Source organism: Streptomyces huasconensis, from assembly GCF_021028635.1.
GTDB lineage: Bacteria > Actinomycetota > Actinomycetes > Streptomycetales > Streptomycetaceae > Streptomyces > Streptomyces huasconensis.
Window position 1 is genome coordinate 78,013 of record NZ_CP086119.1, and the last position, 20,873, is coordinate 98,885.

Below are 20,873 nucleotides of genomic sequence, written 5' to 3' on the forward strand. Positions count from 1 at the left end.
ACGGAGATCAGGACGGGTCGCCGTACTGGAGGCCGCGGCCGTTGGTGCCGATGTAGACGCGGCCGTAGGTGTCGGGGTCGCCGGTGATTACGCCCTGGCTGCCGATCGCGCCCCACTGGTGGGCCTTGTCGTTGACGCGGGTCCAGGTGGCGCCCTTGTCGGTGGAACGGAAGACACCACCGGTGATGCCCTTGACCGTGCCGATCAGGTACAGCGTCTGGTACGAGGCGCGCGGCGCGGCCTTGCCGAAGCCGACCGCCGAGGCGGATGTCACCGAGGTGAGCCGGGTGAACGTGCCGCCACCGTCCGTGGAGTGGAACAGGCCCTTGCCGCCGGCCGCGATCCACAGGTCGCCGGCCCGGCCCGGGAGGGCCTTGAGGCGGCCGTCGGCGGGCAGGCCGGTCGCGCGGGCGGTGAAGGTCGCGCCGCCGTCGGTGCTGGCGTAGAGGGTGCCGCCGGTCAGGGAGTAGAAGGTGCGGGCGGAGGAGCGGTCGGCGACGACCTCTGCCCCCGTGCCGAGCCCCCGCACCTTCGACCAGGTCGCTCCCTTGTCCGTCGAGCGGTACGGGGACTGCCCGGACTGGGTCCACACCAGCGTGGAGCCGTCCGCCGCGAGGGCGATACGGCCGCTGTGGGCGTCGGCCACCGGTTCGGTGGCGAAGCCCCGCCAGGTGACGCCGCTGTCGGTGGAGTAGGCGCCGTCCTGCTTGCCGCCCGTACCGACCCGCGCCATCACCGACGGCTTCGACGCGGCGTAGTCGATGTCGGTGCTGTTGCTCATCAGCGGGTCCTTCATCCGCCCGGACGGCACCCGCGTCAGGTCGGTGTGACGGAATCCGCCCTGGTCGCCCATGGCGGTCAGGACGGTCGCGCCGCCGGGCGGGGCGATGGCGTCGAGGATCGCCGTCTCCTCAAGTCCCTTGGCCCCTGCGGTCCAGTGGCTCGTCCCTGCGTCGGCGTCCTCGCTCCGCCAGATCCCGTTGCCGGTGCCGTACAGCACATGCCCGGAGTCGAACGGGTCGATCGCGAGGGCCGTCATCCAGTGACCGGTGTGGGTGCCGACGTACGGCGCGCCGGAGGCATCCCGTACCGACTTGCCGGCGAGGGCCTTCCAGGTCGCACCGCCGTCCGTGGTGCGGTAGATCTCGTCCTCGGGGTACCAGCGGCCCAACGTCGTGACCATCACCGTGGACGGCTTGCGCGGGTCGACCGCGAGCCCCGAGAAGCCGTACGAGCCCTGCGAGGGAGATATGTCCTTCCAGCCCCCGCTGCTCGGCGTGTACTTACGGACCGAGCCGCCGGTGACGCCGTTGGGTCCGAGGTTGTCGGTGTACGTCACATACAGCGTGCCGTCGCCCGTGACGACACCGTGCTGTGGCAGCTGGCCGGTCGGCTGCCCGGCGACCGGCTGCCATGTGGCACCACCGTCGGTCGACCGGTAGAGGGACCGGTTCCTGTCGGCGACGCCGACGTACACGGTGCCGCTGCCCTTCGGCCCGTACGTCACGAAGGAGATGCCGGCACCGCTGCCCGCCCCGTCCTTGACCGGGAAGGACTCGACCTGACGCCAGGTCGCACCGTAGTCGGTGGAGCGCCACAGGCCGTTCTTACGGGAGCCGAGGAGCAGGGTGGAGTGGTTCGACGGGTCGATGACGAGGCGTTCCCCGGCGCCGCGGCCGTCTTCGTTGCCGCCGAGCTTGAAGGGCAGCTCGGTGCGCTTGAAGGTGCGGCCGCGGTCGGTGGAGCGGAGGATCGCGCCGTTGCCCGCCCAGTCGTTGGTGTACGTGCCCGCGCCGAGGTAGAGCCGGTCGGGGTCGACGGGGTCGGTGGCGAGGGAGTCGATGCCGAGCAGGTTCCAGTCCTTCTCGCCGAGCCAGTCGGTGAGCGGAATCCACTTCTCGGCGCGGGCGTTCCAGCGGTACGCGCCGCCCATGTCGGTGCGGGCGTACAGCAGGCCCCGCTCACGTTGGTTGAAGACGAGGCCGGAGACGTAACCGCCGCCGACGACCTGCGCGTTCTGCCACTTGTACGGTGCTGTCGCGGACGTCGGGGCCTTCGCGGCCTGTGAGTCGTCCTGCGTGAGGACCAGGTACGGCACGGCCGCGGCGGGCACCGCGAGCAGCAGGGCGATGGCGCCCCGGCGGCGGCGGTGCAGACCGCGCCGCCGGGAGCCCGTGCGGGTGGGGGGTGAGGTGTTCATGGAGGGGACTTGTGCTCCTGGTACGTGATGGGCCGGCTGTGCGCGGAATTGCTCAGCGCTTCAGGGTCAGAAGGCCCGGCCGGTACGGCAGCGCGTCGTAGGGGGCGTCCGACTTGGGGTCCTTGCCCTGGTAGAGCAGTTGGAGGTTGCACGGGTCGACGGTCATGGTCTGGTCCGGGTTGGAGCGGATCAGGTCACCGTGGCTGATGTCGTTGGTCCAGGTCGCACCGCTGTTGGCCTTGCCCGCGAAGGGGTTGGACTCGGTGGCGGCCTGCGGGGTCCACGTACCGTTCAGGCTGGTCGCCGTGAAGGAGCGGAAGTAGCGGTTCTCGTTGGCACCTCGCGCCTCGACGATCATCAGGTACTGGTTCTGGCCCTGGACCTTGTAGACCTGCGGTGCCTCGAAGAGGTTCTTGACCGTGTCGCTCATGACCGTCGTGTACGACGAGCCGAAGTTGCCGGGGAAGTTCCCGATCGGCATGGACGCCCGGTAGATCTTGCCGTTGTCACCGGCGAAGAAGAGATACATGTTCTTGTCGTCGCCGATCAGCGTCTGGTCGATGGGACCGGTCCGGGAGTCGGGCAGGCTGCCGGTGAACAGGGGCTTCGGCGCGGACCAGCCGTTGGGGTCGGTCGGGTCGGCGGAGGTGCGGTAGCTGAAGGGCGAAGCCCCCCACTGGTAGGTCAGCACCCAGATGTTCTTCGGCGCGAAGTAGAAGAGGGTGGGCGCGACCGCGTTCTGGCTCATCTTCGTCTGCTTGGCCGCCCCCATGCCGGACCAGTCGCTGAACGGGGCGAACGCCATCGAGCCGTACGAGGTGCCCGTCGACATCGAGCCGTAGACGAGGTGCTTGCCGTTGTATGTGGCGTGGGTGAAGTCCTTCAGCGAGGCCCAGCCGTTCGCGGGCTGCGCGAGGGCGCCGGTCGAGTTCCACTTGTACGTGGACGGCAGCGCGCACGTGCCACCGGCCGACCCGGAAGGGGCGGTCCATTTCTGGTTGCCGACGTCGGCGCAGGTGTACAGCTGGAGCTTGGTGCCGTTGGACGTGTCCGCGCCGATCGCGTCCACGCACTTGCCGGACTCGACGCCGGAGATCGAACCGTTGGTGTTGATGTTCCACCGCTGGTTCGTGCCGCCGTTGCAGTCCCAGATGACGACCTCGGTGCCGTTAGCCGTGCCCTTCGCCTTCGCGTCCAGGCACTTGTCGCCGAGCACCTTCAGCTGCTTGCCGGCGGTGTACGTCCAGCTCTGGTTCGACTGCCCGTCGCAGTCCCGCAGTTGTACGCGAGTGCCGTTGGCGGTCGAGGAGTCGGGGACGTCGATACAGCGGCCGGAGGGCACGCCCTTGATCTCACCGGTGCCGTCGCCACGGTCGGCCGGGGTCGTACCCGATCCGGCGCCGAACGCTCCCTTGACGGCGTCGTATGCGGGCTTCGGCTTGCCCGCCGCGTCGAAGAGCAGCGGCTTCTCGTCCGCGCGCCACGAGTCGCTGTCGCGGACGCCCCACACCGTGATGCCGGTGCAACGCCGCACGCCGAGGCAGGCGTTGACCGCGCTCGCGTAGTGCCGGGGGGACGCCTGGGCGATGTCCAGCTCGGTGATCTGCACGTCGACGCCGAGGGCTGCGAAGCTGTCGAGGGTCTTCTTGAAACTGGCCGGCGGCCCGCCCGCCCCGAAGTGGCTCTGGAAGCCGACGCAGTCGAGGGGGACACCGCGCGCCTTGAAGTCCTTCACCAGGCGGTACACACCCTGGGTCTTGGGGGCCGACCAGTCCTCGATGCTGTAGTCGTTGTAGCAGAGCTTCGCGGCCGGGTCGGCCGCGCGGGCGGTGCGGAACGCCTCCTCGATGAAGCCGCTGCCGAGCACCTTCTTGAACACCGACTCGCGCAGCGCACCGCTGCCGCCGTCCTGGAAGGCCTCGTTGACGACGTCCCAGGCGTAGATCTTGCCCTTGTAGCGGCCCATCGTGGTCTTGATGTGGTGGTTCGTGACGCTGCGCAGCGTGCCCGGGTCGTTGATCGCTTTCACCCAGTCCGGCAACTGCGAGTGCCACACCGTGGTGTGACCGCGCAGCCGCTTGCCGCGCTCAAGGGACCGGTTGACGATCCGGTCCGCGGCATCGAACCGGAACGTGCCGCGGGACGGCTCGATCGCGTCCCACTTCATCTCGTTCTCCGGGGTGATCATGTTGAACTCCCGGTCGGCGATCGTGGTGTACGTCGCGTCGCCGAGCCGCCCCGCGGCTATCGCGGTGCCGAAGTACCGGCCCGACGACGATGCCTCGGCCTCCAGGCTCGCGGCCCCGGCGGAGGTGGGGAGCAACGTCACGACACCGGCCACCAGTGCCGAGGCTGTCACGCCGATCGCCAGTGCCCGGCGGGGCCGACGGAGGCGGTGCAGACCTTTGCGGGGTTCGTCGGTGTGTCTGGTCATGGGGAGTGGCCTTCTTCAGGGGACAGGTCAGTGGGGGACGCCCGTGAAGGGGCACCCCTGAAGAGGAGGCTGGCGAAGGTGGGACGGCGTAACGAAAAATGTGCGCGCCCGCGCAGTGAGGGATCTCGCAGCGGAAAAACGTAATGCGGGGGGTGGTTGTGAAGTCAGCGGGTCCCCGCGCTCACCTCTGCGGCGCGCGGACGACGAAAGAGGCCTGGCCGGTGAAGGTACGTGTGCCGTTGAAGCCGTCGAGGCGGATCGATCCGTCGCGGGGGCGCAGGGCGGAGCCCGGGTAGTTGTGCGCGTGCAGGGTCACCGATCCGTCGACCGTCCCGGGACGCGGGCAGAAGGTGGCGTCCTCCCGGAACAACTGGCTGCCGTCGTCGGCGCTGAGGCGCAGCCGCAGATAGTGGTGGCGCAGATACCGGCCGTCCGGTGCCCGGAACGTGACACACCGGCTGTCGGCGAGCCCCTTGCTGACGGTGAAGGTGGCCGCACCGCTACTGAGCGTCGCGAAGTCTCCTTCGTACGTGAGGAATTGGCCGGGCCGGTCCACGGATTCGAGGGAGCGCACGCCCAACGGGACCACGGCCGGGTCCGACGGTGACGGCGTGACCGACGGAGCCGGGGTAGTCGATGGGGCCGGTGTGGCGGAGGGAGCCTGGGTGGCTGACGGAGTCTGAGTGGCCCAGGTGGTCGTACCGGCCGTCGGGGCGGCGGCGACACCGGGCGCCCGGGGTTCCGGTTCGGGCCAGGCGACGTACGTGGCGGCCCCGGTGACGAGCACCGCGCCGGTGGCGAGGGTCGCGATCGGATGGGCGGCGACCGCGTGGAGCTTGCCGAGCAGAGCGCCGCCCCCTGCCGACGTACCCGTGGCGCTCGCGGTCGCTGCTGCCGTCGTCACCGTCGTAGCCGTCATACCCGACAGCAAGCCCTTCGCGACCAGCGCGCCGAGCAGCGCCGTCGGCACCGCCAGCGGTGTGAGGCCGGACAAGAGCAACTCGGCCGGTACCCGATCGGCCGCCGTCGCCGTACATGTCGCGCAGTCGCGCGTATGCCGAGCGATCCGCTTGCGCCACACGGACGTTCGCGCACCGTCCCAGCCGGAGACGGTCGCGCTCAGCCCCGGACAGCGCGGGTCGGCCGCCAGCGCGGTGACGATCGTCCGGCTCAACTCCAGCTGCTCGCGCATGCGTTGCAGGCGAACCCCTGTGTGGGAGACGCCGAGGCCTGTCGCATCGGCGATGTCCTGGCGGCTGAGCAGCCCGGCGCACTCCTGCCACCACAGCGAAAGGAGCACCCGGTGTTCCGGGTCGAGCCACCGGCTGGCTTCGACCGCCTGTCCGCGCTCGTCCGACATGCGCAGCCGCAGGATCGTCGTGTCCTCCAGAGGGGCGGTGGTGTCCGGCACCGGGAGCGCCTCGTCGAGGAGCGTGGTCCGGTCGGCGAGTGTGCGCTGCCGCTGCCAGTACGTGTTGACCTGCCGGAGCGTGATCGACACCAGCCAGGAGCGGAAGCTTTCCGGGGCGCGCAGGGCGGGCAGGTCGCGCACCGCGCGCAGCAGCGTCTCCTGGACCACGTCGTCCACGTCGGCATGGCCGCTCAACGCCCGTCCCACGATGTTGTACAGCAACGGCAGGTACGCGGAAACCAGCTCCTCGCGCGCTCGCTCGTCACCGCGCTGCGCCGCGACGACCAGCCTTACGTGATCCGCGTCCATGAGCCCCAGTCCCATCTCTTCAGGGGAGTGATCCGCCGAGTTCGGCGGATCACCCTAACCGTGGGGAGCACGAGGTCATCCCCAGGGGTGACGATCGCGTCCGCCCGTGGCGGACAGGGAGTGGCTCTGAGAGGCCGGGGTTCGGGGGCGAGCCATGCAGTCAAAGACGTCCACGCCCCAACTGGCGCTACGGCGTTCGTCCACGCAAGAACTGCGGGCTACTGAGGCAGCGCAGTCGCGACCGGGTGGGCGTCTGTCCGGTGTGTTGTCCCACGGTACGGCGCCGATGTAGGCGCGGTCAGCAGGGATCGGGACGCCTTGGCCCCACGGTGCAGTGGATCAGAACGTCCTGGACGAAGCACTCCAGGGGCGGTGCGGCTGCTACCCGCAGGAATTCGGCGCCTACGGGGTTCCTGGTGTCACCGGTGCCGTCTTCCTTCGCCCAGGTTATCCAAATGTCCGAGCGTGACGGTTTTAAGCCGTACGAGAGCGAGAGGGACTTGCGCCAGGTCGGACTCAGTTTGCGCGACGAGGGCGATCGGCTCCGGGTGCTGGCACGTGTGGAGCCGTTGTTCGGATTGCCGCCGCGCCCGCGGCGGCCGCCGGCAGTGTGTCTGGTCCCGGGGCAGCGGGTGCGTTGGCAGTTGAACTATCGGTTCAGTAGTGCCGCCGGGATACGGGACTGGTCGTACTGGCTCGACACGTACAACGTTGCTTACGGGCCCGTCGACCCGAACGTGTTCCTGTCGGAGCCGACCGTTCTGGTCGATGAGTGTGGCCCTGTTCGATAGCCGTCCGTCAGTGATCGGCTGGTCATGGGTTCGACACGCAGACGCCGGAACCTCACTCGACGTGCTGCGCGACCTCATCGATCACGGCGGCCCCGCACAACTTAACCTCGAGGTCGTCGGCCGTCACGGAGCAGACTCCCCGTGCTTCCCGCCGACCTACGAACAGCGGTCGGCAAACCGTCTATTTCGGAGGCTGCACCGAACCCTCCTACGTCAGCCGGCGGTCACACCTGCCCGATCCGCTTCCATTGCTCCGGCTGCGGCCTCTACCGCCCCGACCCGTCCCACCGGTCATCGACAACAGCACCGCTCAGATCACCTCGTATGGGGAGGCCTCCGAAAAAATGCGCAAGCACAGGGTCGGCATACCGCATGACGAACGTGCCGAGCTGTAAAGAGCCGCTACGGCCCTCGCCGGGCCCGGGCTGGTGACAAGCGCAAAATGCTGCGCCTGACCGTGATCCAAGGGTCGTCCTCAGGCCGGGCACATGCCCTCGGGTTCTCGACGTGGGACTGGACGCACCAAACGTGCTCCAGCGGACCGTGGATGACGAGGCGGCCATCCCGGTTGACGCCCGGGGCCGTCTCGCCGATGCCGCTCGATACGGACCGCCGGCGTTTCCGGCGGCCAAGGGCAGCGCGGTGAGGACGGGGTACTTCAGGTCTCCGAATACCACCCGCCCGAGGCACACGCTTGACACCCGAAGAGTATGAGTGGTTGAGTACTCACATGGAGATGGAGCGACGCCGCCAACTGTCCACGGCCGACGAGCGCCGGGAGACAGTCCTGCGCACCGCCATCGGAGCCTTCGCGGCCCGGGGGTATTTCGGGACCACCACGTCCGAGGTGGCCAAGGCCGCCGGCATCTCGCAGGCGTACGTCTACCGCCTCTTCCCCAACAAGGAAGCCCTGTTCACCGCGGTCGTCGAGTACTGCTTCGTCCGGGTGCGCGCCGCGCTCGAAAGCGGCGCGGCGAAGGCCGAGAGCAGCGCGCCCGAAGCGGTGCTCGCCTCGATGGGCGACGCGTATGCGCACCTGATCAGCGACAACAACCTGATGCTGGTCCAGCTCCACGCCCAGGCGGCCGCCGTGTCCGAGCCGGCCATCCGCGAGGCGGTCCGGGCAGGGTACGCCAGGACCGTCGAGTACGTCCGCAGCGCGTCGGGAGGCAGCGAGGCGCAGGTGCAGGAGTTCTTCGCCGTGGGCATGCTCTGCCATCTGCTGGTCTCCATCGACGCCGGGGCCGTCTCGGCGCCCTGGACCCGCACCCTGACGGCCGGCATCATGCATTACTGATCCGGCCCCCCGAAAGGCGGCCGCCCAGGTCTGCGTACCAGCGGTCGCCTCTTTTGGCCCCAAAGAGTGAGTGGCTAACCACTCATACACTACCGTTGTTACTTCTCACGAACTTGAGGTGCGTGATGACGAGCAAGCCCTACCTGACCGGCCACTACTCCCCCGTCGCGGACGAGATCACCGCGACCAGGTTGACCGTGGAAGGCAGCCTGCCGCCCGACCTGACCGGTCGACTGATCCGCAACAGCCACAACCCCAAGCCCGGCATCGCCCCTACCCACTGGTTCAAGGGCAGCGGAATGGTCCACGGCGTCCGCCTCAGCGAGGGGCACGCCGAGTGGTACCGCAACCGGTGGGTCCACACCCCCGCGCTGGAGGGCGCCCCCTACATGACCGAGCGGGGACCGGATCTGACGGTCAGCACTGCCGGCACACACATCATCGAGCACGGTGGGCGCCTGCTGGCCCTGTCGGAAGCGGCCCTGCCCTTCGAGCTGACGGCCGACCTGGAGACGGTCGGCTCCTACGACTTCGGCGGCAAACTCACCTCCGCCATGACCGCCCATCCCAGGGAGGACCCGGCCACAGGCGAACTGCACTTTTTCGCCTCCTCGCCCTGCCCCCCGTACCTGATTCACCACGTCGCCTCCGCCGACGGCCAGGTGCTGGACAGTCAGGAGGTGCCTGGCGCGAGCGCCGCGCTGAAGCACGACTTCGCGATCACCGAGCACTACGTGGTCTTCCTGGAGGGCTCGGTCACCTTCGATCCCGCCGAACACTCCGGAATTCCGTACGGGTGGAACGACGCGCAGGCCAGCCGTATCGGCGTCATGCCGCGTGGAGCGGGCGGGGCCCGGCAGATCCGCTGGTTCGAGATCGGTCAGGGCTACGGCATGCACTTCGCCAACGCCTATGAGGACACCCGCGGACACATCGTCGTCGAGGGCCCCACGGTGGGCCGCGTGGGCTGGCAGCGGTCCTGGAACTGGTGGGTCGGCGCTCAGGACCGGGGCGCCGAACCGAACTCCGGTTCCCGCGGCCGTCGTTGGACCGTCAACCTGGCCGCCGGAACCGTCCGCGAGCAGCAGACCGACGACCTGACCGTGGAGTTCCCCACGATCAACGACAACTTCACCGGCAGCGAGCACCGCTTCCAGTACGCCCTGTCGTTCCCCGATGACCTCGGTGTCGGCAACCACGCCCTGGTGAAGTACGACCGCGTCACCGGCGGCCGCCAACTGCTGCCCTTCGGCACCGGCCAACTCCCCAGCGAGGCGGTCTTCGTCCAGGCGGACGGCACCACCGGCGAGGACGAGGGATACCTCCTGACCATCGTGAGCGACCTCAACACCGGCGCCTCGAAGATGCTCGTCCTCGACGCCTCCGACCTCACCGTGGCCCCCATCGCCACGGTCCACCTCCCCCGACGGGTACCCGCCACGATTCACGGCTCGTGGGTCCCGGACACCGCCCTGTGACCTTCCCTCCGCGCCCGATCCGACCCCGTACCGCCTTCCCCGCGACAAGGAGCTTTCCCATGAGCGACTCCCCCGCCCACACCCCCGTCTTCGCCTCGACCGTCACCGAAGCGGTGCTGCCGGGCGTGGTCGGCCCGGAGGGCATCCAGGTCCGCGTCCGGCCCGCTCGTCCGGCCGGCCCCGGCCAGGTGGTCCTGGCGATGGAGGCCACTGGAGTCTCCTTCGCCGAGCAGCAGATGCGCCGCGGTAAGTACTACGACCAACCGCCCTTCCCCTTCGTCCCCGGCTACGACCTCGTCGGACGGGTCGTCGACGTGGGAGAGGGCGTCCCCGGCGAACTGCTGGGGCGTCGCTTCGCAGCTCTGACCAAGATCGGGGGGTGGGCCGGCCACGTCACCGTCGACGCCGGCGACCTCACCGAGATACCCGAGTCCGTCGACTCCGCCGAGGCGGAGACCCTCGTGGTCAACGGCATCACCGCCTGGCAGATGCTCCACCGTCTCGCCGAGGTCCAGCCCGGCCAGGTCGTCCTGGTGCACGGCGCGAACGGTGGCGTCGGCTCCACCTTGGTCCAACTCGCCCGCATCGCCGGTGCCCGGGTCGTCGGCACGGCCTCGGCCAGGCACCACGACGCCGTCCGGGCGCTGGGCGCCGTCCCCGTCGACTACCGTGCCCCCGATCTGGTGGACCAGCTGCGTGCACACGCTCCGCAGGGCTATGACGCGGTGTTCGACCACGTCGGAGGCGAGGGGGTCGTCGCCTCGTACCGCCTGCTCGCCGCTCAGGGCACTCTGGTCTCCTACGGCACCGCCTCGACCCGCGACGTCCGGGGCTCGTCGAAGGCGCCGGTCCTCAAGTTGTTCACCCGCCTGATGTTGTGGAACGCGCTCCCCAACGGCAAGAGCGCCCGCTTCTACAACATCTGGGCCGGGCGGCGCCGACTCGCCCCTTTCCGGGCCAGGCTCCACGCCGACCTGGCCCAGGTCTTCGCCCTGCTCGCCGACGGCGCACTCCTCCCCCAAGTCGCCGCGCGCGTGCCGCTCACCGAGGTCGGCGAAGCGGTACGGCTCGCGGAGTCCGGCACTGTCGTCGGCAAGGTGGTCCTGGTGCCGTAGCACTATGGCGCTCGTAGCCACCGCCCCCTGGGGGGTTCGTCATCGCAGGCCAGGCGGCGGTGAGGTGTCAGCCGTCTGTTCCACCGGCCCAGGCGGCACGTTGCGCAGCCGTTCGCTCTCTGGTCACCGCTCTGCGGGACAGCACTATGGACAGCGCCGTCACGGCGGCCCATATCGGGCCCATGAGGACGTGCAGGAGCCCCAGCCAGGCGACCTCTCCCCAGTGGTACAGCCACACCTGTGCGGCCAGGCTCGCCAGACTCACCAGGGAGATCAGCATCGTGATCACCGCGTAGAAGCGGTGCAGTTTCCGGTGGGAGCGCCACTGCGATGGCCCGCCGACGATCCGGTTGGCCACCAGGCCGGCCAACGGTCGGCCGGCTACGAGCGACAGGAGGCACGCCGCCGTGGCAAGGGCCGGGAGCAGCATCGGCAGCAGGAAGAAGCCACGTGTCTGTCCCGTCCCGGCGGCGACTGCCGCACAGGCTGTGGCCAGCAGGGCACCGACGATGGCCTCCCGGACCTGCTGCCGGGCTCGTAGCCGCCAGGCGAGTACGAGCAGCGCGGTCAGGGTCGTGGCGGCGACCGCTGGCAGCAGGCCGCTGACCTGGTTCACGCAGAGGAACACGAGCGTGGGGGCCGCTGCCGCCACAGCAGCAGTTGTGGACGTCCCGCTTGGTGTTCTCATCGCTCGTTCCTGTCCGCGCCGACTGATGGACGCCGGCCGGTGACCTTGCGGGTGTGGAGGCGACCGGCCTTCGAGGTGTCGGTGAGCGTGTCGCCGCCGTCGCCAGTGAGACGAACGCCAACTCCAGGGGCACGATGACGCCGACGACCGGATTCAACCCGGCGGAAAACGCCACTGCGAACGCACATATGAGAAACCTTCGTCGGACCGTCAGGGACGGGGAGCCGACGACCGCCGGTTCCCGGTCCGACGCTACGAGCCAACAGGCGGGGCGTTCATAGGCGTAAGCGACACGTTGTGACGGGATCTCGCCATGGTGTGCCTCAACGGGCATGCGGGCAGCCCTTCCTACCTGTCGCCGAGACCGACGTGGAACCGTTCGCGGATGTCGGCCGTCAGCCCCGCAAGGGGTCAGCTGAAGGTGCGGCGATAGGTGTGGGGGCTCACACCGGTGGTGCGTTTGAAGCGGTCGCGGAAAGCTGTGGGTGAGCCGAAGCCGACCTGGGCGGCGATGCGTTCGACGGAGTGGTGGGTGGTCTCCAGGAGGTGTTGGGCCTGGCGGATGCGGGCCCGGTGGAGCCACTGGAGCGGGGTGGTGCCGGTCTGTTCGCTGAAGCGGCGTATCAGGGTCCGGGTGCTGAATCCGGCCCGGGCGGCAAGGTCGGCGAGGGTGAGGTCGCGGCCAAGGTTGTCCTGCAGCCAGGTGAGCAGGGGCTCGAGGGTGGAGCCCTGTGGAGTGGGCGGGTGGTCGTGGACGATGAACTGTGCTTGCCCGCCTTCGCGTTCGAGCGGCATGACGGACAGGCGGGCGGCGTCGGCGGCGACGGCTGAGCCGTAGTCGTGGCGGATCATGTGCAGGCACATGTCCAGGCCGGCGGCGGCGCCGGCCGAGGTGAGGATCTGCCCATTGTCGACGTACAGGACGTCCGGGTCGACGTCGACGTCCGGGTGTGTGGTGGCCAGAAGCTCCGCTGCGGCCCAGTGGGTAGTGGCCCGCAGGCCGTCCAGGAGTCCGGTGGCGGCCAAGGGGAAGGTGCCCGAGCAGATGGAGGCGATGCGCGTGCCGCTCTCGGCGGCTGCTCGCAGCGCCTCGCAGACGCTTGAGATGAGCGGGGCCGATGGTGTCGCGGTGCCGGGCACGATGATCGTGTCCGCGCCGCTGAGCCCGTCCAAACCCCAGGGCGCGCGCAGGGTGAAGGCACCGGCGTCGATCTCCGGTCGTTCGGCACACACGCGGATCTGGTAGCCGGGGCGCCCGTCCGGAAGCCGGGTGCGGGTGAAGACCTCGATCGGCGTGGAAAGGTCGAACGGGATCACCTGGTCCAGCGCGAGAATGGCGATGGTGTGCATGGCCGGACCATACCGCCCCGCAGGGCGCCAGATCCGGCCCTGGGTTCGCCCAGAACCCCACTTCGCCGCAGGTCAGCGACGCCACCTCCGCATTGGCACTTTTCCGTTGAAGGATGTCACTTACGCCACTGGGTGACGGGGCAGGAGCCCACTACGTTCGAAACGTATCCGGCGACCGGCCGGACCTCCCGGACCCCGAAGGGCCCCCTCAATGCACGTCCAGATCGTCTTGTTCGACGGATTCGATCCGCTCGATGTCATCGCTCCCTACGAGGTGCTGTACGCCGGCGGCACCGCGTCCGCAGGTGCGGTGAGCGTGGAACTGGTCTCCGCCGAAGGGCCGCGCGAGGTGGTCAGCGGCACCGGCGGGCTGGCCCTGCGCGCCACCGGCGCTCTCGACCCCGGGGTTGCGGGACTGGTCCTGGTCCCCGGCGCATCGGGCCGCATCGGAGAGCCCGGCGACGTCCCTGACCATGACGCGGGGGACGGGGAGTGGCAGCGGGACGAATCCATCCCCGTACTGCTGGGCCGCACCCTGACCACCGAGCTGCCCGTGATGCTGAAGGCCGCAATGGAGAATCCCGAAGTGACGGTCGGCGCCGTCTGCGGTGGCTCACTCGTCCTGGCGATGGCCGGCCTGCTGGAGGGTCGTCATGCCACCACCCACCACATGGGCCTGGACATGCTCGACGCCACCGGCGTCCACGCGGTGAACGCCCGCGTCGTCGATGACGGCGACCTCGTCACCGGCGCCGGCGTCACCTCCGGGCTCGACCTCGGCCTGTACCTGCTGGAGCGCGAGGTGGGCCCTCGGATCGCTCATGCCGTGGAAGGGCTGTTCGCCCATGAGCGCCGCGGCACGGTCTGGCGCAACAGGGGGCCGGTGCCCGCCCGGTTCTGATCTGATCCGACCTGACGCCCCCCTCCTGAACTGCCCTCTGTCACCAAACCCGTTAGGAAGAGCAGCAACATGTCCGTCGAAGGCACCTGGGATCTGTCCATCTCCACCCCCATCGGCAGGATCAAGGCCGTGACCGAGTTCCGACGTAAGGATGGTGTCCTCGTCGGGACTGCCCACGCGGCGGGAGAGGAGGTACCGCTCAGCGACGTCGTCCTCGACGTCGACCGGCTCACGTGGAGGCAGGCCACCACCAAGCCCATGCGGCTGAACCTGGCCTTCGCCGTCACGATTGACGGCGACACTCTGACGGGCGTCTCCAAGGCCGGACGTCTGCCCGCTTCGAAGGTTACCGGGGAACGCCGCAGCCTCCGCCAAGCGGGGACGGCGCACTGACCAGGGCGAATCTCTCTTCCTCCTTGCGCCTCCCGGCCGCCGGTGTGGCGCGGCGCGGCGCGCGACTGGGGCACCTCTCGAACCTTGCCCGGGTCCCACCGTCTCGGTCGGCTCGCCGTTCAGCAAGGGGCACATCGCTCCGACTGCCCGGCTGACCCAGCTCCTGGACATCCCGTACCCCTCCGTCCAGGACATCGGCGCCATCACCAACAAGGACCTTCGGCGCGAGCGCCTGCGGGACGGGGGCGTGGAGTCGGGGCGGGTTCGCGAGATGGCCCGGGTGGCGTACGTCGGTGACGCCCCTCGACCCTGTCGGACTGCCCGCGATCATCAAACCCACCACCGGCGCCGCCAGCAGCCACACCCTCTCGGCCGCCACCGAGTCGCAGTGCACCGCGCCCGTCGCCGCGCTCCTGGCAGACGACCGAGCCGGCAGCCCCTCGGCGCCAGCGACCACCATCGTCGAGTAACTCCTTGCCGACCGCCTTGTGGAGGCACCCTGGGGCCACTACCTCGCCGTCGACTGCCTCACGGCCGGCGACGACGTCCGCCCCGTCTCCGTCACCGGCAAGTTCGCGCTGGCCGAGCCCTACCGTGAGAGCGGCGAGTACGGGCAGCCATCCACCGTGCCCGCGCCCGAACTGGACGCCGCGCGTGACCACGCCCGCACGCCCTCGGCATCCGCACGGGCATCACCGACGTCGAACCGAAGCTGACCCTCGACGGCCGAGACGGCGCGCGAAGTCGGCGCGGAGCCGGAGCGCCTCGGGGTCGCGGCCCGCAACAACCACGCGGTTGGTCGCCGGATCGCAGGCGGGAGCAGAGGTGTCCCAGGCCCATCAGCACGCTCGGGCCGGTCGGCCGCCGCATGCCGCACGACGTCATCCAGTACCTGCTCGAGTCCGTCCGCCACGGTGTACACGCCGAGGTCGCACAGCAAACCACGCTGGTGCAGGCTTTCGATCAGCGCGACGAACGGGGGTTCCACGCGTGATCCAGGTGCACCAGGACGAGGGGGCACGCTCAGGACGCCCAGGACCTTCATGGAGATCACTTCGAGGACCTCGTCGAGCGTTGCCTAACCGCCGGGGAGCGCGGCGAACCCGTCGGCCGCCTCGACCATGCGCAGTTTGCGTTCCAGCAGGTCACCGGTGAAGACAGCCACTGTCCGGCAGTTCGTCCGCCGCCTGCTCCCGTACCTGGACGAAGTCCGGTATCAGTCCGATGATCGACCCGCCTTCCCCCGCGCCCACCAGAGGCCACCGCTCCCAGCAGGCCGCCCTTTCCGGCGCCGTAAACCATTCGGTGGCCGCGTCGGCCGAGGGTGCGCCGAGTTGTCCGGCCGCCCCCAGGTACCGAGGTCCCGCCCCGGGTGAGAAGCCGCAGAAGACGCAGATGGAGAGGGAGGCACTCATCGGTTCTTTTCACGCAGCGGCTCGCTTCCGTACGGGAGTCAAACGGAGGCTTGGCACCCCTCCTGCTCCGAGATTCCTCCGTCACTGTCACACCCGGCGCCTACGCTGTTCCCGACACTTGATCAAGGAGCAGCGCAGTGCGAATAGAGCGTCATCGAGTGGACCCAGCCGTCGTATCGGCTGCGCGCGAGGACTTCACGAACCGGATCGGTGGTCTGGTGCGGTCCATGTCGCGGGCCGACCGAATGGCCACTTACGAATGGCAGATGATTGCCGAGGAGTTCCTCGACTACCTCGGCGCCCTCTCCGTCGAGACACCCGACCTCGATACTCCGGAAGCCAGGGCCGCGCTCAAAGACGCCGCCGAGGCCGCGGTCGGCGCCGTCGCCTACGCCGCGTATCACCCGCACTGCACCTTCCAGGTCACCTTGCGATACGTGAACTTCGGCATGAGCTACGACCCGGGCGTGGACGCCCCAGCGGAGAGCGTCACGCCCTGGGAGTGGATCGACGCGCTCTGCTTGGCCGCGCTCGGGGACAAAGCCAAGTGGCACGGTGAAGCCTTCCACTTCGCCCGGCAGAAGTTCGCCGAACAGATGAGGGGAACGCCTGCTGGTGAGCTTGCCACCGGGCTGACGGCCGTGGTCCTGGGCGACACCGGCGACGACGAGGAATACCCACCGAGTGCCCAGGCCACGCTGGACGCCGTCGATGCGGCCCTGGCTCGGGTCCGTATCCGTGCAGAGGAAACCGACGAGCCGCTGATGGACCGGCCGGACAGCGTGGCGCTGCGTGCGTTGCGCGCCTTGGCCGCGGTGGACCGGGATGCCTTCAATGGCGCGCTCTACGAACTCCTGGTCAAGCACGCCTCCCTGCACGGCCCGTCGACCTCACCGAGATCATCCGGGTCACCAAGGTCACCAAGGACCCTTCTCCCGCTGGTTCCCCTCGCCCTTGCGGCGCTGGCTCACCGGACCCTGAGCTGGGCGCCTGCCGTTGACACCGACTACCTCCCGCACGCCTTGCTCACCGGCTTCGCGACCCGAGGGCCGCGAGTCGCGGGCTTCGGCCGTGGCCGGCGCCCGGACGCGGTCGCCGCGCTCGCCGTCGGCGCCCTGGTGGTGGAACGGCCGGACTGTGAGCGGACCGTGGACCCGGAGACCGAGGCCATGTATGAGGAGGAACTCCGCGAGGCGTTCACGTCCGCCGAAGGAAAGCCCCTTGACGTCTCGCAGCTCGCCTGGGCCCTGAGCGATCAGGAATGCCTGTTCAAGTGGCGCGCGGGTGACCCCGGCGGCGGTGTCACGGACGCCCAGCTCGCGACCTTGCGGCTGGCTTCCCAGACGGGGGCGGCGCTCTTCCGCATCGCCCTGGCGGAGCCGGGCACCGAGGTAGAGGTGACGATCGACGGCCGTACGTTGCGTTATCCGGCCGAACGGGGCGAAGAAGCCGGCGCCCACAACTGGCACAGAGCCACCGCCCTCGCCCTGATCACAGGGGTACGTGAGGACCTGGCTCCGCTGGTCCTGACCGGACCCGCCTTCGTCCGGCCGGACGGCTCCGCCTTCGCCGCGTACCGTGAGGCCCTCCACGCCTATCTCAAGGGCACCGAGCCCGAAGCGGCCGCTCGGCGGGCACTGGAGCAGGCGGAGAACGCGGAAGACTGGGGCTTCGCCATGCCGCCGGCCGTGCTTCTGTCGCAGCTCGTGGAGGGCGACGAGGAGAGCTTCAACCTGGCCTTGGCCGACGCGCTCGAAGCCCACCGCGACTACTACGAGGTCGCCGACCGCGCCGACCGCCCGGATGTCTCCATCAACCTCGACATCCTCGCCCTGACCTGCCACGCGCGTCGACGCGGATGGGCCATCCGCGTCGAGTCCCCCTATCTTCCGCAGAGGCTCCTGCGGCTCGCTCAGCCCCTTTGACACTCCAGCCACACGTCGTGATCTTCATGTCTGATTCGTCGTTTCTGATTCGCCGTTTTTCGACGGTAACGGCTGACGTGGGCGCGAACCTGGGCGCAGCGTCACCAGGCAGAGAACGGTGCCGGCACATTTCCTGACCCATGAGTGTGGCCGTGGCCTCCTGCAGCCATCGCCCGCGGAGAACTTGGCAGGGTGCCGCATCGCCAGACCCAACAACCCTTGGGGGTGTACGTGCGGACCGCTCGGCCCGATAGCCGTTGGCGCTTCGCAACGCGGGTATATCCGGGCCGACATCGGGGATGCCGCTCGTGTGCTGCAGCAGCTGCCGCACGGTGATGTGGCTGCCGCCGTTGCCCCGGACCACTCTCGGCAGCCACTAATCCACTACTCGACGGTGTCTTCCCGGGATCGTCATCCTTCGCCGACGAGTTGCAGCACAACTGTGGCGGTGAAGGTTTTGATAACCCTGCCGATCCGGGAGCTGCCGGTCCCTCCGCCAGCGTCGGCCTCCTTGTATTCAACGCCGCCGTCCCGGCGTACGCGTTTCAGGGACCGCCAGGCTGTGGCCCGACAACTAGGTCACACCCTGAACCGACAGTCGACGGCCATCCCACCAGCGGAGGGGGGATGCTGGGCCTCCCCCGGCCGGCCCCCGACCCGCAAGGTCACCCTCGACGGCTGGTGAGCGGGATCAGCACTCGTACGGTGGGAGGTCCCGCACGGTCAACAGCCCCCGAACGGAGCCCATCGCGTCCCGCGACGCCTCCGTGAGTTCATCGACGACAACGCTGCAGCCCAACCAGGTGGCACCGCACTCCTCGACCATGCTTCGAACGGCCGTAGCCTGGCTTCCGGTCTCGATCCAGTCGTCAACCAGAACGACACGGTCTCCCGGCGCCAATGACGAACGTTGGAGCCGCAAGGTGTGCCGAAGGTTTCTGTAATCAGGGGTAGATTTCCGCAACGGCAGCGGCACCACCCAGCAGAAATCCCCGCGACTCGATACCCGCAACGGCCGTGACCTGCTCGTCCCGGAACGATGCAGCGAGGGCCGTTACCACCACGGCCAGAGCCTCGGCGTCCTGGAAGATCGCCCACACATTCGCGTGACCGCCGATCCAACGGAAGTGCTGAAGCGCCAGATCACGTGCCGTCGTAGACATGAGCGGCAGTCTTGCGGTCGGCCGAGCATGACAGCAAATCGTTATCGAGCGTCAAAAACCCGGCGACGTCAACGGTCATCCCCGGGATACTGGTCGCCCGTGGATGAGGTCAAAGTCGTCGTCGCCCATTCCGAGCGCGCGACCCTGCGCGTCGGTGATGTGTTTCTGAAGGTGGACGCCGATCAGTCGCGCATCGACGTCGAGGTCGAGGCGATGTCCCTGGCGCCGGTCCCGACCCCGGAGATCCTGTGGCGCAAGCCGCCCGTGCTCGCGCTCGCCGCACTTCCGGGGACGACGCTCGGGCGCCTCGGTGGGCCGTCGACCGGGTCGCCGGCGGCGTGGGCCGCGGCAGGTGCCGCCATCCGGAAGCTCCACGAAGCGCCCCTGCCGCCCCGGCCGGGCCGAGCAGGCCGGAGCATCGCCGCGCTGGCGGCGGAACTCGACGCCGAGTGCGAGCTGCTCGTGACGAACGGTGTCCTGCCCGTGGACCTGGTCACCCGTAACCGCCAGGTCGCCGAGGCCGCACTCCGGCCGTGGACTGCGGCGTTCACGCACGGCGACCTGCAGATCGCACACGTCTTCGTCGCCGGCGACGAGGTCACCGGCATCATCGACTGATCCGAGGCGGGCCGAGGTGACGCCCTGTACGATCTCGCCACCTTCACGCTCGGACATGAGGAGCACCTCGAGGACGTCCTCGCCGGGTACGGCACCGACATCGACCTCGGTGTGATCCACGCGTGGTGGTCGCTGCGATGCCTGTTGGCGGTTCGCTGGCTGATCGAGCACGATTTCGACCCGTTCGCGCCGGGGTGCGAGGTCGACGTGCTGCGATCCCGCATGTGAGACGACGCGGACCTCCCACCTGCTGCGAGTGCGATCTGACGCATCGAGCAGCACCCCATCGACCGCCGTATCTCCTGCCGTGCGTCACCCGCCCTTACTCTGGAGGAAGTGCGGTGGGGAGCGTACGGCTCCGCACCGCGGAAGACCTAAAGCCCGTCCCACAGCGCGGCGGGCGGCAGCGAGCGCCCTCTGGAGCCGCCACGCCTCCAATTCCCTCACCTCGCCCGTCGCCCAGGGGCGGCGACTTGCTACCACGTATGCGGCGAGTGCGAGGACGCCCTGACGGCCCTGACGTGGGCCGCCACGACACGGGCCGCCACCGAGTGGCGCAGCCGGGCGCGATAGTTTCATGGCCGTGACGACGAACTCCCGCAGGCACACCGTGGATTCCGCCGACCATCCCGCCATATCCGCAGGCCAGGGGCGCACCGCCCGGGTGGCCGCCGATGTCACCGTCGCGCTGGCACCTGTCGTGATGTTCGCGGTACCCGTGGTCCTGGTCCGGGCCGAGGTGATCAGTGACGCATTTCTCTTCCTGAACATGGTGTCGCTGTTCGTCAGCGGCCTGGTGGCGGCCTATGCCCATATGGGCTGGCACGCCGGCCCGCACGACGGCGACCTCCTCTCCGCCCGTACCCTCACCGGCCGGCACACCGTCGACCTCGCCCGGCTCACCAAGGTCGGCCGCCTCGAAGTGCCGGGCCAGACGCGCACGGATGACCGGCTGATCCTGACGGACGCCCACGGCGTGCGGCTCATCCTGAACAACCTGCGCGGCGGAGACGACACCGTCGACACATTGGTACGCAACGCGCTCCTGAAGCGGCCCCCAGGTGCGGGAGTGGTCATATCGGACCGAGCCGCCGAACGCCTCGACCTGCAGGCCGAAATGGACCGCCCACACGGCCGCTTCCGGAGGGGCCGCAAGATCCGCGAGGGGCTCATCGGCTTCCTGCCCCTGCTGTCCGTCTTCGTGGTGGCCCCGGTGGCCATCGGCCTTCTTGCTCTGGCCCTGACGCTTGCCGACGTCATCTGAGCCGGGGCAGCACGCGCAGCGGGACCCGTGCCTGAGGGAGGGGTGGAGGTCGTCTGACCCAAGGCTTCCAAGAGTGAGGTGCGTTGCTACATGAACCTCACTCCACCAGAGCCGCACGGAG

Annotated in this window: 16 protein-coding genes and 1 pseudogene; 11 read left to right on the forward strand and 6 right to left on the reverse strand. The window is 69.2% G+C overall.

Annotation, left to right across the window (positions count from 1 at the left end):
- Window positions 1-7: 7 nt before the first annotated feature.
- The 3 genes from J2N69_RS00340 to J2N69_RS00350 form a co-directional block, all read right to left on the reverse strand.
- Entirely contained in the window at window positions 8-2,200 is a 2,193-nt protein-coding gene (locus tag J2N69_RS00340) for a beta propeller repeat protein (protein ID WP_230898863.1), read from the reverse strand.
- Between the two features lie 52 nt (window positions 2,201-2,252).
- Window positions 2,253-4,634: a non-reducing end alpha-L-arabinofuranosidase family hydrolase gene (locus J2N69_RS00345; protein WP_230898864.1), complete on the reverse strand. Its 2,382-nt coding sequence runs from the start codon at window positions 4,632-4,634 to the stop codon at window positions 2,253-2,255.
- 181 nt (window positions 4,635-4,815) lie between these two features.
- Window positions 4,816-6,369, reverse strand: coding sequence for a sigma-70 family RNA polymerase sigma factor (locus tag J2N69_RS00350; RefSeq protein WP_230898865.1), 1,554 nt, complete (start codon window positions 6,367-6,369; stop codon window positions 4,816-4,818).
- Between the two features lie 314 nt (window positions 6,370-6,683).
- On the opposite strand from J2N69_RS00350, the gene J2N69_RS00355 reads away from it, so the two are divergent.
- From J2N69_RS00355 to J2N69_RS00370, 4 genes are all read left to right on the forward strand, one after another.
- The gene (locus tag J2N69_RS00355; RefSeq protein ID WP_230898866.1) at window positions 6,684-7,145 is read left to right on the forward strand and encodes a hypothetical protein; all 462 of its coding nucleotides are present in this window, start codon (window positions 6,684-6,686) and stop codon (window positions 7,143-7,145) included.
- A gap of 730 nt (window positions 7,146-7,875) precedes the next feature.
- Window positions 7,876-8,442, forward strand: a complete 567-nt coding sequence (locus J2N69_RS00360; RefSeq protein WP_230898867.1) for a TetR/AcrR family transcriptional regulator — start codon at window positions 7,876-7,878, stop codon at window positions 8,440-8,442.
- A 125-nt stretch (window positions 8,443-8,567) separates the two neighbouring features.
- Entirely contained in the window at window positions 8,568-9,920 is a 1,353-nt protein-coding gene (locus tag J2N69_RS00365) for a carotenoid oxygenase family protein (RefSeq protein ID WP_230898868.1), read from the forward strand.
- Window positions 9,921-9,979: 59 nt separating this feature from the next.
- Window positions 9,980-11,035 (forward strand): medium chain dehydrogenase/reductase family protein, encoded by a 1,056-nt coding sequence (locus J2N69_RS00370; protein WP_230898869.1) that lies wholly within the window; start codon window positions 9,980-9,982, stop codon window positions 11,033-11,035.
- Window positions 11,036-11,102: 67 nt separating this feature from the next.
- Here J2N69_RS00370 and J2N69_RS00375 read toward each other — a convergent pair whose 3' ends face one another.
- Together J2N69_RS00375 and J2N69_RS00380 are read right to left on the reverse strand one after the other, a co-directional pair.
- Window positions 11,103-11,687 carry a DUF3159 domain-containing protein gene (locus J2N69_RS00375; RefSeq protein WP_230898870.1) on the reverse strand — a complete coding sequence of 195 codons (585 nt, stop codon included), beginning with the start codon at window positions 11,685-11,687 and terminating at the stop codon, window positions 11,103-11,105.
- Between the two features lie 447 nt (window positions 11,688-12,134).
- Window positions 12,135-13,073: a GlxA family transcriptional regulator gene (locus J2N69_RS00380; RefSeq protein ID WP_230898871.1), complete on the reverse strand. Its 939-nt coding sequence runs from the start codon at window positions 13,071-13,073 to the stop codon at window positions 12,135-12,137.
- 211 nt (window positions 13,074-13,284) lie between these two features.
- Between J2N69_RS00380 and J2N69_RS00385 the strand changes: the two genes are divergently transcribed.
- From J2N69_RS00385 to J2N69_RS00405, 5 genes are all read left to right on the forward strand, one after another.
- Window positions 13,285-13,974: a DJ-1/PfpI family protein gene (locus J2N69_RS00385; protein ID WP_230898872.1), complete on the forward strand. Its 690-nt coding sequence runs from the start codon at window positions 13,285-13,287 to the stop codon at window positions 13,972-13,974.
- Between the two features lie 69 nt (window positions 13,975-14,043).
- The gene (locus J2N69_RS00390) at window positions 14,044-14,367 is read left to right on the forward strand and encodes a hypothetical protein (protein ID WP_230898873.1); all 324 of its coding nucleotides are present in this window, start codon (window positions 14,044-14,046) and stop codon (window positions 14,365-14,367) included.
- 293 nt (window positions 14,368-14,660) lie between these two features.
- Window positions 14,661-14,837, forward strand: a complete 177-nt coding sequence (locus tag J2N69_RS00395; RefSeq protein WP_230898874.1) for an ATP-grasp domain-containing protein — start codon at window positions 14,661-14,663, stop codon at window positions 14,835-14,837.
- An 18-nt stretch (window positions 14,838-14,855) separates the two neighbouring features.
- Window positions 14,856-15,083, forward strand: coding sequence for a hypothetical protein (locus J2N69_RS00400; protein ID WP_230898875.1), 228 nt, complete (start codon window positions 14,856-14,858; stop codon window positions 15,081-15,083).
- A gap of 857 nt (window positions 15,084-15,940) precedes the next feature.
- Complete coding sequence (locus J2N69_RS00405) at window positions 15,941-17,707, forward strand: immunity 49 family protein (RefSeq protein WP_230898876.1); 1,767 nt, start codon at window positions 15,941-15,943, stop codon at window positions 17,705-17,707.
- A 944-nt stretch (window positions 17,708-18,651) separates the two neighbouring features.
- On the opposite strand, the gene J2N69_RS00415 is transcribed toward J2N69_RS00405, so the two are convergent.
- Window positions 18,652-18,870, reverse strand: coding sequence for a type I phosphoribosyltransferase (locus J2N69_RS00415; RefSeq protein ID WP_230898877.1), 219 nt, complete (start codon window positions 18,868-18,870; stop codon window positions 18,652-18,654).
- A gap of 99 nt (window positions 18,871-18,969) precedes the next feature.
- On the opposite strand from J2N69_RS00415, the pseudogene J2N69_RS00420 reads away from it, so the two are divergent.
- Both J2N69_RS00420 and J2N69_RS00425 read left to right on the forward strand, forming a co-directional pair.
- Window positions 18,970-19,716, forward strand: a pseudogene (locus tag J2N69_RS00420) (phosphotransferase).
- A gap of 355 nt (window positions 19,717-20,071) precedes the next feature.
- A complete protein-coding gene (locus J2N69_RS00425) occupies window positions 20,072-20,752 on the forward strand; it encodes a hypothetical protein (protein WP_230898878.1) in 681 nt (226 codons plus the stop codon).
- The last annotated feature ends 121 nt before the right edge of the window (window positions 20,753-20,873 follow it).

Coding starts and splice junctions, on each gene's coding strand:
- J2N69_RS00385 (WP_230898872.1), top strand. CDS start 13,285: ATGCACGTCCAGATCGTCTTGTTCGACGGATTCGATCCGCTCGATGTC.
- J2N69_RS00390 (WP_230898873.1), top strand. CDS start 14,044: ATGTCCGTCGAAGGCACCTGGGATCTGTCCATCTCCACCCCCATCGGC.
- J2N69_RS00350 (WP_230898865.1), bottom strand. CDS start 6,369: ATGGGACTGGGGCTCATGGACGCGGATCACGTAAGGCTGGTCGTCGCG.
- J2N69_RS00380 (WP_230898871.1), bottom strand. CDS start 13,073: ATGCACACCATCGCCATTCTCGCGCTGGACCAGGTGATCCCGTTCGAC.
- J2N69_RS00415 (WP_230898877.1), bottom strand. CDS start 18,870: ATGTCTACGACGGCACGTGATCTGGCGCTTCAGCACTTCCGTTGGATC.
- J2N69_RS00360 (WP_230898867.1), top strand. CDS start 7,876: ATGGAGATGGAGCGACGCCGCCAACTGTCCACGGCCGACGAGCGCCGG.
- J2N69_RS00345 (WP_230898864.1), bottom strand. CDS start 4,634: ATGACCAGACACACCGACGAACCCCGCAAAGGTCTGCACCGCCTCCGT.
- J2N69_RS00340 (WP_230898863.1), bottom strand. CDS start 2,200: ATGAACACCTCACCCCCCACCCGCACGGGCTCCCGGCGGCGCGGTCTG.
- J2N69_RS00365 (WP_230898868.1), top strand. CDS start 8,568: ATGACGAGCAAGCCCTACCTGACCGGCCACTACTCCCCCGTCGCGGAC.
- J2N69_RS00370 (WP_230898869.1), top strand. CDS start 9,980: ATGAGCGACTCCCCCGCCCACACCCCCGTCTTCGCCTCGACCGTCACC.